This is a genomic window from Vibrio toranzoniae, from assembly GCF_024347655.1.
In the GTDB taxonomy this organism is placed as follows: Bacteria; Pseudomonadota; Gammaproteobacteria; order Enterobacterales; family Vibrionaceae; genus Vibrio; species Vibrio toranzoniae.
Map to the genome: position 1 here is coordinate 779539 of NZ_AP025514.1, position 12718 is coordinate 792256.

Below are 12718 nucleotides of genomic sequence, written 5' to 3' on the forward strand. Positions count from 1 at the left end.
AAAGGAGCGTTTATCGCTCCTTTTTCATTTTAGGTAGGGTGTTGTATGTTTAAGAAAATCACCATTGTTATCACATTATTGGTGACATTTGCTGTTGCTAGTTTTCATCTTATCTTCGTGATCCCGAGTCAGCCTAGCCTGATCACTTCCTCTCAAAGTATCAGCAGTGATATCTATAGCTGCTACCAAAATTCAACACCGAAAGCGATTGATGTGTCTGATGGGTTGAGCATCACTGTGTGGAACATCTACAAGCAGAACCGCAGTAATTGGCAGAGCGAATTGAACAAACTTTCGGCAGGAAGTGATTTAGTGTTACTGCAAGAAGCACGTGTGACTAATGACTTTCGATTGTGGGTTACAAGTAGCCAGTGGGGCAGTATTCGCGTTAACGCTTTTGAAGCATTTAAGCAAAGTTCGGGTGTACTCAATTTAGCGACTCACTTACCAATCGAGGCTTGTGCCTATACTCATGAAGAGCCTTGGCTTCAACTGCCAAAATCAGCACTGTGGTCTCGTTACCTACTGAGTAATGGGGAAGAATTGGCAGTTATCAATATCCATGCCGTGAACTTTACGTTTGGCACCGTAGACTACGCATCGCAACTCAATAGTTTAACTGACAAACTGCAGCAGTATCGCGGGCCCGTGCTTTTTGCGGGCGATTTTAACAGTTGGAGTAAATCTCGCTTTACGGTGTTGAAGGATGCGCTGGAAAAGGTCGGTCTGACTGAGGTGGCTTTTGACCCCGACAACCGCACGCAGTTTATGACAGGGTTGGTACTCGATCACGTGTTCTATCGAGGGTTAGAGGTAGAAAAAGCAAAAGCGCCCTTTACGAACGCTTCTGATCATAATCCAATGTTAGTCACTTTTAAGACCAAATAGCCGCGAGCTCTTGCTAACTTGGTTATTTACGAAATTAGATTGAATGGGTTATCTACGAAACTAGAATGTAGATAGCCCAGATTAGGTAGTAGCCAACCCATGGCAAGCCTGAAATCACTAGTGCTTGCCCACGTTCAAATTCAGTCCAAGTTAGTACGGCTGCATAACCTAGCACAATGTACCATGGAAGCAGCAGTGGTAATGAGCTAGCAAACTGAGACCAGTCATTGGTCAGCGGTAACTTGATCAAGCCGTTTAAGCTGTTCAAGTCAGCCGCGTAGTTCATCACCTGACCGTGCTTTAGGATTAGGCTTGCGTAGCTCGCTACGTCACCTAAAACCGCAGGGAATATCACTACCGATGCTGCTGCAAACCATCGCCAAAAGCTATGCTGATGTTGGCTCGGTTTGGTTGCTAGGTTAAACCAGAACGCCAACAAAACGATGGTTAACGTTCGGCCAAACACGTCGCTGATGATCTCACTTGCAAGCAGGGTGTTGCTGTCAAGTAACGCCAATTGGTCAGGGTTAGTTTGAGCGAGTTGCTGTGACAACTCTGCGCTTAACCATGCAAAATCTACATTCGAAAAATAGGCACCCCAAAATAAAAAGGGGCTGAGTATTAATACGACGTAGGGTTGCCATCCCCAAGCACTTCGCTGATAAAGCGCTAAGAAACAAGCTGTTGGTGCTCGGAATATATCCAGCAGCATCACGAGTGGGTTACTTGACGGGTTCATACACTTACCTTAGTTACATCAACATACAGCTTCAGTTTTTGTCCTGGCTGTAGGTATTTTTTGTTCTGTAAAGTGTTCCATTTTACAACATCTGCACTTTTTACTTTGAACTTTGATGCAATACCGCTGACTGTGTCACCAGATCTTACTTTATAGAAGATAGTGCGAATAATTGAGCCGTCTGAGCCATTTTTCCAGATGACCAATTCTTGACCAACTCTAAGCGTATCGCGTGGCCCCATGCCATTCCACTTAGCCAGTGATTGGTGTGATACCTTATTCGCACGTGCAATTGTCCATAAGTTGTCACCACTTTTTACTGTATGGCTGAGCTTATATTGGCCCCGACTCTTCGACTGTGTGCTTGCTAGGCGATTTGACGCGCTTAGTGCGTAGGTCTTGTCGTCTTTGGTTGATGTTGGGATAAGCAGGTGTTGGCCAATACGAATATTGTTGTTGCTTAAACCGTTTGCAGAGCGGATCACTTTGCTGGTGGTGTTATATTTGCTTGCCAGTACGCTGATGCTGTCACCAGACTGAACCTTGTAGCGCACCAACTTCATACCCTTACCTTTGTTGGCTGCCACTTCTTTATTGAATTTATCAACGGTACTTAAAGGAAGTAAAAGCTGTTGGTGTTTCTCTGGTGCTGTGGCCCATTGGTTGTAAGCCGGGTTGTAACCTTGCAGTTCTTTTACCGGAATGCCTGCGTAATTAGCCGCAATAGCTAAATCAAGTTGCTCATCTGGGTTAACTAGAGTCAATACTGGCTTGTTAGGGATTGCTGGAATGTCGATGCCATACTTTTCTTGGTTAGCAATGACATCAGCCAAGGCAAGCAGTTTAGGTACATAGCTACTGGTCTCTTTTGGTAGATCCAAAGAGAAAAAGTCGATTGGCTTACCCAGCTTCTTGTTCTTACGGATTGCACTGTTCACACGACCACCGCCACTGTTATAGGCAGCAATGGCATGGTTCCAATCGCCATCGAAACGTCTGTTGAGATCTGATAGGAAATTCAATGCAGCATCGGTAGAAGCGGCGACATCACGACGGCCGTCGTACCAGAAGTTCTGTTCTAGCCCGTAGTCTTTGCCTGTGCCAGAAATGAATTGCCATAGACCTGCAGCGCTACCATGTGAGTAGGCAAATGCATCGAAAGAACTCTCTACAACGGGTAATAGTGCTAATTCTAGTGGTAAGCCTTTTTCTTCAATCTTAGTCGTGATCAGATAAAGAAAAGGTTCAGCACGTTGTGAGACGGTTTTGAGGTGGCTAGGGTGCTTTAGATACCAAGTTCGGTAGTAATTGACCTTCTTTTGGTCGGGGACTGCCATTTCAAGTTGCATCGCAATACGTTTCCAAACATCTTCTTGTGTTTGTGGAGTAACAGCGGGTGCTTCAACTTTTGGTTCTTCTTTGGTCGCTTCTGATGAAACGTTCGTTTGCGAAGCTTCTTTAGTCTGTGATGTGTTGGTTTGCTCGGGAGCTTGGTCTGGATTCTCTGACTGAGTTAATTGGCAACCAGAAAGTAGTAATACCAAAGCCCAGCTGTACTTAACTCGCATGTTACAGCCTTTTTAATAAACGGCTGCTGATAATACTTGCCACTCCCTATAAGTGACAAGTCTGTATTTGTTAAAATTCGTTCTTCCATGTACGTAAAGCGGTAAAAACTGATAAAGCATCAGTCTGTTCGGTGCGATTAGACACTGATTTCACGACACTTGGCTCGGTATAGCGCAAGAAAGGGTTAACTAATTTCTCTTGGCGTAAATTTGTGGGGATGGTCGGTTTATTTTGTGCTCTCAGTCGGTTAACTTGATCTCGATATTGCTGAAGGTGTTGGTTATCAGGCTCAACCGCAAGCGCGAATGCGATATTGGCCGCTGTGTACTCATGTGCACAGTAAACCTCTGTTTCTTGAGGAAGAGCGGTTACTTTATTGAGTGCATCAAACATTTGCTGTGGTGTGCCTTCCATGATTCGGCCACAGCCTGCTGAAAACAACACATCGCCACAAAATAGCTTGGCGTCACCTACATACCCTATGTGGCCAGCAGTATGCCCACTGAGTCCAAGCACAAGGAAAATTTCATCAAACAGCTCTAACTGGTCACCGTCATCAACTGGGTGGGTCAATGTCGGAATCGGTTCATTTCTTGGGCCAACGACATCAACACCGGGGAATTGTCTTACCAGTTCTGGAACGCCACCAATGTGATCGTGGTGGTGGTGTGTAATCAAGATTGCATCTAAAGTTAGCTCATGGTGTGCTAAGTACTCTAATACTGGAGTTGCATCACCAGGGTCGACGACAGCACAACGGCGATCGCTATTTTCAATCAGCCAGATGTAATTGTCATTAAATGCAGGTATGCTTTTGATATATAACATTATAGGTTCTCCAGTCACTTTTAGTGAGACAGAATAAGTGAGACAGATTATTGATGAAGCCAGCGCGTAGCAGAAAAAAGTTTGAGCGTCCCTACACTTGGGCACAGTTGCACAATGGAGAGTGGTCGAGAGAATCAATTCAAACTCGACTGGATGAGTGGTGTCCTAAGTTATTTGGTTACCACATGCTCAAACTTGGAGGCCTCAGCAGTGAGATTTCTAGCTGCACATGCAACATTCAACATCAAGTAAACCTAGATATCCAGAACCCATTACATAATGTGATAGCGGATGGCTATAATTTGCCCTTTTTAGAGAAAAGCTTCGATGTTGTGGTGTTTAGTCATCAATTAGATTATAGCAATGACCCACATAGATTATTGAGAGAAGTTGACCGAGTGATGATGGATGATGGCTATATCATCATCACAGGTTTTAACCCGTTCAGCCTAATAGGCCTTGCTAGTTTGATGCCTTGGCGTAAGAAAAGCTTGCCTTGGAGTGGCCGTATGTACACACCAAGTCGAGTAAAAGACTGGCTAGGCGTACTTAACTATGAAGTGATTCATTGTGATACTTACGCGCTGTTTCCTATGAGTAAATATCGAGCAATATGGACGTGGCTGGAGAACGGTTTGGGTGGTTGTGCATCATTTGCGGGAAGCCAATATTTTATTGTCGCTCGTAAGCGTACTTATCCACTCAAACCGATTAAGCCACATTGGCACCTCAAGCGACGTTTCTCTCCTGTAGGAGCAAGCTTCAGAACACACAGTCGCCGTACGTTGAGTTCAGCTAAAACTTCATACCCGATAAAAACAGAAAAAGCCGATTAGCAGTCGGATTCTCATTTTAAATATGGCTATGAAGCGTGTATCTAACTCAAGTGTACTAACTCAAGCAGGCCGTTAGCTTGGCTGATACCCCGTATCTTCTTGAGTTGGATTTTCAGCTGCGGTCCGTGCTAAATTATCACACATTTCGTTTTCTCTGTGTCCCGCATGTCCTTTTACCCAGCGCCAATCAACGGTGTGACGAGCCGTTTCTTTGTCAAGCCTTTGCCAAAGATCGGCGTTTTTAACTGGTTTCTTATCGGCAGTTTTCCAATCTCGTTTTTTCCAGTTATGAATCCACTGTGTAATGCCTTGACGCACGTACTGGCTGTCTGTCGTTAAAATCACAGAGCAAGGCTCCTTGAGGGTTTGTAGAGCCACGACAGCGGCGAGCATTTCCATCCGGTTATTGGTTGTTAGGGTAAAACCTTCCGCTAGTGTCTTTTCGACTTTTTTGTAACGAAGTACGATGCCGTAGCCGCCAGGACCGGGGTTGCCTAAACAAGAACCATCAGTGAAAATTTCAACTTGTTTCGTCATGATTTGATACTATTACCTCAAGCACATTATCGGCATAGTCTGACACAGTTATCCTTATGAATACCAGTAGCACCCCAGAACAAAGCGTTGACGCAGAAGCGAACGCCATGACAGAAAATGACGCGAACGCACAAAATAAGCGAATTATTGTACTCGATACCGAAACAACCGGTATGAATACAGAAGGTGGCCCTCACTACTTAGGGCATCGTATTGTCGAAATCGGTGCGGTAGAAATCATCAACCGTAAGCCGACAGGGCGTCACTTCCACGTCTACATCAAGCCAGATCGTGCGATTCAAGAAGAAGCGATTGGCGTTCATGGTATTACCGATGAATTTTTGGTTGATAAGCCAGAATACCAAGACATACATGAAGAATTTCTCGACTTTATCAAAGGCGCCGAGCTGGTGGCTCATAACGCGCCCTTCGATACAGGCTTTATGGATTATGAGTTTGAGAAGCTCAACCCTGCGATAGGTAAAACGGATGATTACTGTAAAGTTATCGATACCTTGGCGATGGCGAAAAAGATATTTCCGGGTAAAAGAAACAACCTAGATATCTTATGTGATCGTTACGGTATTGATAACTCGCACCGTACCCTCCATGGCGCATTACTCGATGCGGAGATCCTAGCCGACGTCTACTTATTGATGACGGGTGGCCAAACGTCGCTGCAATTTAACGCAGGCCAACAAGAAGGCGAAGCGGAAAGTATACGAAGAGTAGAAAGTGGTCGAAAATCCCTAAAGGTTTTACGAGCTACGGCCGATGAAGTAGAAGCGCATCAGAATCGTTTAGACCTCGTCGAGAAAAGCGGAAGCTGCCTTTGGCGTCAATAGGGAGAAAGTATGTTAAGGGTATTGGCTACCGGTTACTTATTGCTGTTAAGCTTTAGTTTGCATGCAGCAACAGAATCCGTAATGAGTTTATTGGACAACCGTTTTCGTGTTGATCCCAGTATTGAGCAAGTCACCTTTGTGATTTATCGAGCCGATAACTCTAAACCTGTCGTGTTGGTTCGCCCTGACGGCAAGAAATACTATTCGTGGCGCAATGCTGATAATGTCCGTTGGTACGAAGAGTCGTCCATGGACATTATCTCTATCGACAATCCGATGCCGGGCCCTTGGCAAGCGATTGGTAAAGTATCACCTAAAAATAACATCAAGCTCCTCTCTCATCTTGTTTTGGATGCTAATGAGTTTCCAGACAAATTGTATCAAACCGAACACATCAAATTTACGGCTCGTTTGACTTCAGACGGCAAGCCTCTTGTGCTGCGTGATTTTCTCGATCGCGTCAAACTCAAGGTGACCTTTACCAAGTTTGTCGAAAATGAAGAATCGTTAGTCAGAGAAGCACGCCCTGTGCCTGTTGTGATGGGCGAATTTTCCGACGATGGGGCTGAATTTGACGAAAAATCCGGAGATGGCGTGTTCACTGTGTCGTTACCGATTGATATTGAGCCTGGTAAATATCGAGCTCGTATTACCTCGGGCAATGGTGTGTTTTTGAGAGCGCAAGAGCAAGAGGTATTAGTGTATCCAACGCCAATCATCACAACCTTTATACAGTCCCGTAAAGAGGGTTTACCTCACACCATCGTGGTGTCTGGTGAACAGGGCATGATTGCGCCGAGTTCATTAGCGGCTCATGTTGAGCACAAGGCTCCTGATGAGTACGTGATCTACCGACAAGGCCGATCTGAAATCGATGCGATGAAAGTATCTTTAGAGATGCCATACAACAGTGACTTGGGGATTTATAATTGGTCGGGCATGGTTTATGCCACCGATGCATCCAGTCAACGTCCACTCGTCTTTCCAATTTCTGAGCAGTCTTATAGTGTTGTCGAAGATATTGATTTAGCGGAGTCTCGGCGCCTTCAAGAAGAAGCTCTCGCCGAACAGAAGCGTATCGCCAATGAGTTAATGATACTGAAGAAGCGCGAAGCTGATAAGCAGCGTAGTATGATCATTATCGCGGTGGGTAATGTGGTCGTGATTTTATTGGGTTTATTGATTTGGTTTGTGGTTCGTAAGGTCAAAGCGAAGAAAAAAGCGTTACCAGAGATGCAGCTTAAAGCGCCAAAGTAACTCGCTTAGATGATTAGGTTGTCTGGAGAGAATAAGTCTCTAGAGACAAATCATTAGAATTTGTGACAACGATTCATGAACAAAAAAACGGGACTTCTAGGAGTCCCGTTTTCGTTTCTATTTGCAGAACCTAGGCTACGTTATCAATCGATTGGCCTGGATATTGTGGCTTTGCTGCTAGCTCCTCTGGAGAGAAGTCATCAACATTAATCGTGTACAGTCTGTGTTCCTCCGCACTGACAAGTAATGCAGCTTCTTTCTCCGTTAAGATGCCTTTTTCAAGCCCTAGTTGAGCGACAAGGTCTAGTCGTAAGAAAGCACGTTTTTGATGCGTCTCTTTACAAACCTTATCGAACAAAGGTTCAGCTTGAAGAATCACTTCCAGTGCTTTCTCTATTTTACCAACAGGGTTGTATTGCGTGTCCGCCAAGTATTGGCCACGACCGATGCGTGAACGTGTTTCGCTTGGTGTTTGTAGGATGTGCGCGACTTGGCTATCCAGTTTGTCGTTTGGTGCGCGACGGATACGGCCAAATGGCATTAACACAACACGAAGTAGACGACCAATCACAGGGTTAGGGAAGTTCGCCAAGAACTCATCAATCGCCACTTCAGTCTGACGTAAGCTATCTTGCATACCCCAATGTACTAGCGGTAGATCCTCAGCGTGGCTGCCTTCACTTTCAAAACGCTTAAGTGTTGCAGACCCTAAGTACAGTTGACTCAGGATGTCGCCCAGTCTTGCAGATAGACGCTCTCTACGTTTCAAAGAACCCCCTAGTACTGCCATTGAAATATCAGACAGTAGCGCTAGGTTAGCGCTGTAGCGGTTTAATTTTTGGTAATAGCGTTGTGTTTGTTTGTCGGTTTTATTCGCTGGTGTTGGCGTATCAGAACCACGACCATCGGTTAAACCAAACCACAAACTGCGAACGAGGTTACTGAGCGTAAAGCTAACGTGTCCAGCTAACGCAGAATCAAACTTATCCAGTGCATCGCTGCTTTCAGAATAAGCCGCTTCCATTTCGCTTAGAACATAAGGGTGACAACGAATCGCGCCCTGACCGTAGATGATCATTGAACGAGTCAGGATGTTTGCGCCTTCAACCGTTATTGCGATGGGTGAACCTTGGTAACCACGAGCTAAGAAGTTTGATGGGCCCAAGCAAATACCTTTACCACCGACGATATCCATCGCGTCGATGATGCTGCGTTGGCCACGGTGCGTACAGTGGTACTTAACGATGGCTGATACAACAGAAGGCTTTTCGCCAAGGTCGATACCCGCAACGGTTAGGTTACTCGCTGCATCCATTACGTAAGCATTACCCGCTAGGCGTGCAAGTGGCTCTTCAACCCCTTCCATACGACCTATAGGCTGTTTGAATTGACGACGAATACGAGCGTAAGCGCCGGTTGCGAGTGCTGCAGATTTGATGCCACCTGTTGAGTTTGAAGGCAGTGTGATTCCACGACCCACCGACAGGCATTCAACCAGCATACGCCAACCTTGGCCAGCCATTTTCTGGCCACCAATGATGAAATCGATAGGGACGAAGAGATCGTTACCTTGAGTTGGACCATTTTGGAAAGGCACGTTGAGTGGGAAGTGGCGGTTGCCAATCTCAACGCCCTTTAAATCGGTTGGGATAAGTGCACACGTGATACCAAGATCTTTTTGGTCACCCAGTAGGCCATCCGGGTCACGAAGTTTAAAAGCTAAACCTAAAACAGTCGCAACAGGTGCGAGAGTGATATAACGCTTGTTCCAAGTTAGGCGCATGCCCAATACTTCTTCGCCTTGCCATTCACCTTTACATACCACGCCGTAATCAGGGATTGAACCTGCATCTGAGCCGGCTTCTGGACTCGTTAGGGCAAAACAAGGGATCTCTTTACCTTCGGCTAGGCGCGGCAGGTAATGGTTTCTTTGTTCTTCTGTTCCGTAGTGTTGTAACAGCTCACCCGGGCCTAACGAGTTAGGTACGCCAACCGTTGATGACAGCACGCTAGAAACACCCGTTAGCTTCTGTAGAACCAGAGATTGAGCGTAAGCTGAGAATTCTAAACCGCCGTATTTTTTCTTGATGATCATGGCGAAGAATTTGTGGTCTTTCAGGTATTGCCATACTTCTGGCGGCAAATCAGCAAGTTCATGTGTCACTTGGTAATCATTGACCATTTCACACACTTCATTGACTGGGCCATCTAAAAATGCTTGTTCCGCTTCAGAGAGCTTCGGATCAGCAATGTTCTGCAGCTTCTTCCACTCAGGCTTGCCTTTGAACAGTTCTGCTTCCCACCATACTGTGCCTGCTTCTAATGCTTCTTTTTCTGTCTGAGACATCGCCGGTAGAACTTTCTTAAATAAAGAGAGTGCTTTTTGACTGATTAGGGTTTGGCGAATTGTTGGGACAGCAAAAATCGCAACCGCTAAGAGATAGCAAAGCCAGCCAATGACAGCGACGCCACCAAACAATGTCAATGCTACCATCGCGCCAGTTAAGACGATTAATGCACGTACCAGACTAACTCTATGGTAAAGGCAGGCACCTAAGATGGCTGTAAAGCCGAGTAGGGAGAGCAATATGTTCATGAACGATTTCCTTTTCAGAGATCACTTATTGTTATTAAGTTTAGGTAAGAGGTCTAACCAGTCAAGTGTAAACAGAATATTAAATATTTGTAAAACTCCAAAGTGGATAAAAAGTGATCTTAATAGAGTTAAAATTCTAATTGTGAGAGGTCGGTGGTGAATGTTTGGACGAATTGACAGGGACAAGTTAATAAAGGTGGCAATCTTTGGGCTTAAGTGTCGACACAATTTCATGTTTGTGGGTAAACTCAGGTAAAAGAGGGAAAACCCCTCAGCTCTCATTTCACGTACCTTAAGCTGCGTAAATAAATATAAGAGATAAGCCTTATGTACCAAGACCTAATCAAAAGTGAATTGAACGAAGCGGCAGACGTTCTGAACAAGTTCTTGAGTGATGACCATAACATCGCTCAAATTGAAGCGGCGGCAAAAATGATTGCTGACTCATTCAAGCAAGAAGGGAAAGTGCTTTCCTGTGGGAACGGTGGTTCACACTGTGATGCGATGCACTTTGCGGAAGAGCTTACTGGTCGATACCGTGAAAATCGCCCTGGTTTCGCTGGCATTGCGATTTCAGATCCTAGCCATTTATCTTGTGTGAGTAACGATTTTGGCTACGATCACGTGTTTTCTCGTTACGTAGAAGCGGTAGGTCGTAAAGGCGATGTGTTGTTTGGTTTGTCGACTTCGGGTAATTCCAGCAATATTTTAAAAGCGATTGAAGCTGCTCAAGCGAAAGGTATGAAAACCATCGCGCTAACCGGGAAAGATGGCGGAAAGATGGCTGGTTGTGCCGATATCGAAATCCGAGTGCCACATTTTGGTTATGCTGACCGAATTCAAGAGGTTCACATTAAGATCATCCACATTGTGATTCAACTTGTAGAAAAAGAAATGGAATAACAGTTTACAGACATTGGAGCCTAGCATAGGCTTCGCTGGTTTTAATAGGGAGTAGATTAGACCATGTGTGAATTGCTCGGTATGAGCGCGAATGTACCAACAGATATTTGTTTTAGCTTTACTGGTCTAATGCAACGTGGAGGCAATACTGGCCCACACCGTGATGGCTGGGGTATTACTTTCTATGAAGGAAAGGGTTTTCGTACATTTAAAGATCCTACCCCGAGCTGTGAATCTAAAATCGCTGAGTTGGTTCAAAACTACCCAATTAAAAGCCAAGCTGTTGTCAGTCATATCCGTCAGGCCAATCGTGGTGGTGTCAATTTAGAAAACACTCACCCTTTTACCCGTGAGCTTTGGGGGCGATACTGGACCTTTGCTCATAATGGTCAATTAACGGATTATGATGATCTGGTGAGTGGGCGTTTTAGACCCGTCGGTGAAACGGACAGTGAACTCTCTTTCTGTTGGCTACTCAAACAACTTGAAGAGCGTTTCCCTGAGCCGCCTCAAGACATGGAAGGCATGTTCCGCTTCTTTGCTGAGTGCTGTGAGAAGTTACGAGAGAAAGGCGTTTTCAATATGCTGTTAAGTGATGGCGAGTACGTCATGACTTACTGTACCAACCATTTGTATTGGATAACAAGACGTGCACCTTTTGGTAAAGCGAGCTTAATTGATGAAGACGTTGAAATTAATTTCCAAGAAGAGACCACGCCGAATGATGTGGTGACTGTCGTCGCAACTCAACCTCTTACGGATAACGAAGAGTGGTTTAGAATGAAGCCGGGCGAGTACGCATTGTTTCATTTTGGTGAACTGATCAGCAACAATCATCACGTGCTGGAAGATGTTGCTTATGCGCCGAAAAAGGTCGCGAGCCAAGCGCCAACTGAACCATTGAGCTAATCGTCGCGAATAGCGTTATTTGATCCGCACAAAAGAAAGGCCGTTTACTTTACTCATAAGTCAGTAAGCGGCCTTTTTGTTTCTTAGTTATTGACTTGTGAGAGTCGTCTGATGAATTACTCTTCTGCGTAACCGTGCTTGCCCAACACGTTGCCGTCTAAGACTGCTTGTCCGTTTACCATTGATAAACGATCTTCGATGAACCACTTACAGGCCATAGGGTAAATGTTGTGTTCTTGAGTAAGCACACGGCTAGCTAACATGTCAGCATCATCATCTTCAAATACTGGAACCTTAGCTTGTAAGATCACCGGGCCACCATCAAGTTCCTCAGTAACAAAGTGAACGCTGGTACCGTGTTCTTTGTCTTGGGCGTCAATAGCACGCTGGTGGGTGTGTAAGCCCGGGTATTTAGGTAACAGAGAAGGGTGGATGTTGACCATCTTCCCAGCATAGTGACGAACAAACTCTGAACTTAGGATACGCATGTAGCCAGCGAGTACGATTAAATCTGGCTGGTAAGCATCGATCTTAATCATCAGTTCATGATCAAATTCTTCCCGGGAGTTAAATTCTTTTGGATTCACCGAGTGAGCGTCAACACCCGCTGATTTTGCTCGCTCTAGACCAAAAGCATCCGTTTTATTTGAGAAAACGGCCTTAACGGAGGCGTCAATCGTATGGTTATTACAGGCATCCAAAATGGCTTGCAAGTTACTTCCGCTTCCTGAGACTAAAACGACGATGTTTTTCTGAGGGTGACTGTTATTCATAGAATGGCTGTTCTTCATAGACTGGAAAATGCAATTGA

The 12718-nt window shown here is 45.2% G+C and carries 12 protein-coding genes; 6 read left to right on the forward strand and 6 right to left on the reverse strand.

Features of this window, described 5'->3' with window-relative positions:
- Positions 1 to 45: 45 nt before the first annotated feature.
- The gene (locus OCU50_RS03470) at positions 46 to 888 is read left to right on the forward strand and encodes an endonuclease/exonuclease/phosphatase family protein (RefSeq protein WP_060468319.1); all 843 of its coding nucleotides are present in this window, start codon (positions 46 to 48) and stop codon (positions 886 to 888) included.
- Positions 889 to 940: 52 nt separating this feature from the next.
- Here the strand turns inward: OCU50_RS03470 and OCU50_RS03475 are convergent, their stop codons facing one another.
- The 3 genes from OCU50_RS03475 to gloB all read right to left on the reverse strand — a co-directional run bounded on the left by OCU50_RS03475 (position 941) and on the right by gloB (position 4024).
- Entirely contained in the window at positions 941 to 1627 is a 687-nt protein-coding gene (locus tag OCU50_RS03475) for a YIP1 family protein (RefSeq protein ID WP_060468318.1), read from the reverse strand.
- Positions 1624 to 3195 (reverse strand): LysM peptidoglycan-binding domain-containing protein, encoded by a 1572-nt coding sequence (locus OCU50_RS03480; RefSeq protein WP_060468317.1) that lies wholly within the window; start codon positions 3193 to 3195, stop codon positions 1624 to 1626. Before OCU50_RS03480 ends, OCU50_RS03475 begins: the two co-directional genes overlap by 4 nt.
- Positions 3196 to 3265: 70 nt before the next feature.
- Positions 3266 to 4024 carry a hydroxyacylglutathione hydrolase gene (gloB, locus tag OCU50_RS03485; RefSeq protein ID WP_060468316.1) on the reverse strand — a complete coding sequence of 253 codons (759 nt, stop codon included), beginning with the start codon at positions 4022 to 4024 and terminating at the stop codon, positions 3266 to 3268.
- Positions 4025 to 4077: 53 nt separating this feature from the next.
- Between gloB and OCU50_RS03490 the strand changes: the two genes are divergently transcribed.
- Entirely contained in the window at positions 4078 to 4860 is a 783-nt protein-coding gene (locus OCU50_RS03490) for a class I SAM-dependent methyltransferase (RefSeq protein ID WP_060468315.1), read from the forward strand.
- A 72-nt stretch (positions 4861 to 4932) separates the two neighbouring features.
- Here the strand turns inward: OCU50_RS03490 and rnhA are convergent, their stop codons facing one another.
- Positions 4933 to 5397, reverse strand: coding sequence for a ribonuclease HI (gene rnhA, locus OCU50_RS03495; protein WP_060468314.1), 465 nt, complete (start codon positions 5395 to 5397; stop codon positions 4933 to 4935).
- Positions 5398 to 5453: 56 nt separating this feature from the next.
- Between rnhA and dnaQ the strand changes: the two genes are divergently transcribed.
- A complete protein-coding gene (dnaQ, locus tag OCU50_RS03500) occupies positions 5454 to 6242 on the forward strand; it encodes a DNA polymerase III subunit epsilon (protein ID WP_201023950.1) in 789 nt (262 codons plus the stop codon).
- Positions 6243 to 6251: 9 nt separating this feature from the next.
- On the forward strand, positions 6252 to 7499 hold the full coding sequence (locus OCU50_RS03505; protein ID WP_060468313.1) for a TIGR03503 family protein: 1248 nt from the start codon (positions 6252 to 6254) through the stop codon (positions 7497 to 7499).
- Between the two features lie 130 nt (positions 7500 to 7629).
- Here OCU50_RS03505 and fadE read toward each other — a convergent pair whose 3' ends face one another.
- Entirely contained in the window at positions 7630 to 10095 is a 2466-nt protein-coding gene (gene fadE / locus OCU50_RS03510) for an acyl-CoA dehydrogenase FadE (RefSeq protein WP_060468312.1), read from the reverse strand.
- A 327-nt stretch (positions 10096 to 10422) separates the two neighbouring features.
- Between fadE and lpcA the strand changes: the two genes are divergently transcribed.
- Positions 10423 to 10998 (forward strand): D-sedoheptulose 7-phosphate isomerase, encoded by a 576-nt coding sequence (gene lpcA, locus OCU50_RS03515; protein WP_017056331.1) that lies wholly within the window; start codon positions 10423 to 10425, stop codon positions 10996 to 10998.
- Positions 10999 to 11061: 63 nt separating this feature from the next.
- Positions 11062 to 11907, forward strand: a complete 846-nt coding sequence (locus OCU50_RS03520; RefSeq protein ID WP_060468311.1) for a class II glutamine amidotransferase — start codon at positions 11062 to 11064, stop codon at positions 11905 to 11907.
- Between the two features lie 116 nt (positions 11908 to 12023).
- On the opposite strand, the gene purN is transcribed toward OCU50_RS03520, so the two are convergent.
- On the reverse strand, positions 12024 to 12680 hold the full coding sequence (purN, locus tag OCU50_RS03525; protein WP_099049788.1) for a phosphoribosylglycinamide formyltransferase: 657 nt from the start codon (positions 12678 to 12680) through the stop codon (positions 12024 to 12026).
- Between the last annotated feature and the right edge of the window lie 38 nt (positions 12681 to 12718).

Bases quoted from the DNA above. Each gene is read 5' to 3' on its own strand.
- OCU50_RS03470 (WP_060468319.1), top strand. From the start codon at position 46: ATGTTTAAGAAAATCACCATTGTTATCACATTATTGGTGACATTTGCT.
- OCU50_RS03475 (WP_060468318.1), bottom strand. From the start codon at position 1,627: ATGAACCCGTCAAGTAACCCACTCGTGATGCTGCTGGATATATTCCGA.
- OCU50_RS03480 (WP_060468317.1), bottom strand. From the start codon at position 3,195: ATGCGAGTTAAGTACAGCTGGGCTTTGGTATTACTACTTTCTGGTTGC.
- gloB (WP_060468316.1), bottom strand. From the start codon at position 4,024: ATGTTATATATCAAAAGCATACCTGCATTTAATGACAATTACATCTGG.
- OCU50_RS03490 (WP_060468315.1), top strand. From the start codon at position 4,078: ATGAAGCCAGCGCGTAGCAGAAAAAAGTTTGAGCGTCCCTACACTTGG.
- rnhA (WP_060468314.1), bottom strand. From the start codon at position 5,397: ATGACGAAACAAGTTGAAATTTTCACTGATGGTTCTTGTTTAGGCAAC.
- dnaQ (WP_201023950.1), top strand. From the start codon at position 5,454: ATGAATACCAGTAGCACCCCAGAACAAAGCGTTGACGCAGAAGCGAAC.
- OCU50_RS03505 (WP_060468313.1), top strand. From the start codon at position 6,252: ATGTTAAGGGTATTGGCTACCGGTTACTTATTGCTGTTAAGCTTTAGT.
- fadE (WP_060468312.1), bottom strand. From the start codon at position 10,095: ATGAACATATTGCTCTCCCTACTCGGCTTTACAGCCATCTTAGGTGCC.
- lpcA (WP_017056331.1), top strand. From the start codon at position 10,423: ATGTACCAAGACCTAATCAAAAGTGAATTGAACGAAGCGGCAGACGTT.
- OCU50_RS03520 (WP_060468311.1), top strand. From the start codon at position 11,062: ATGTGTGAATTGCTCGGTATGAGCGCGAATGTACCAACAGATATTTGT.
- purN (WP_099049788.1), bottom strand. From the start codon at position 12,680: ATGAATAACAGTCACCCTCAGAAAAACATCGTCGTTTTAGTCTCAGGA.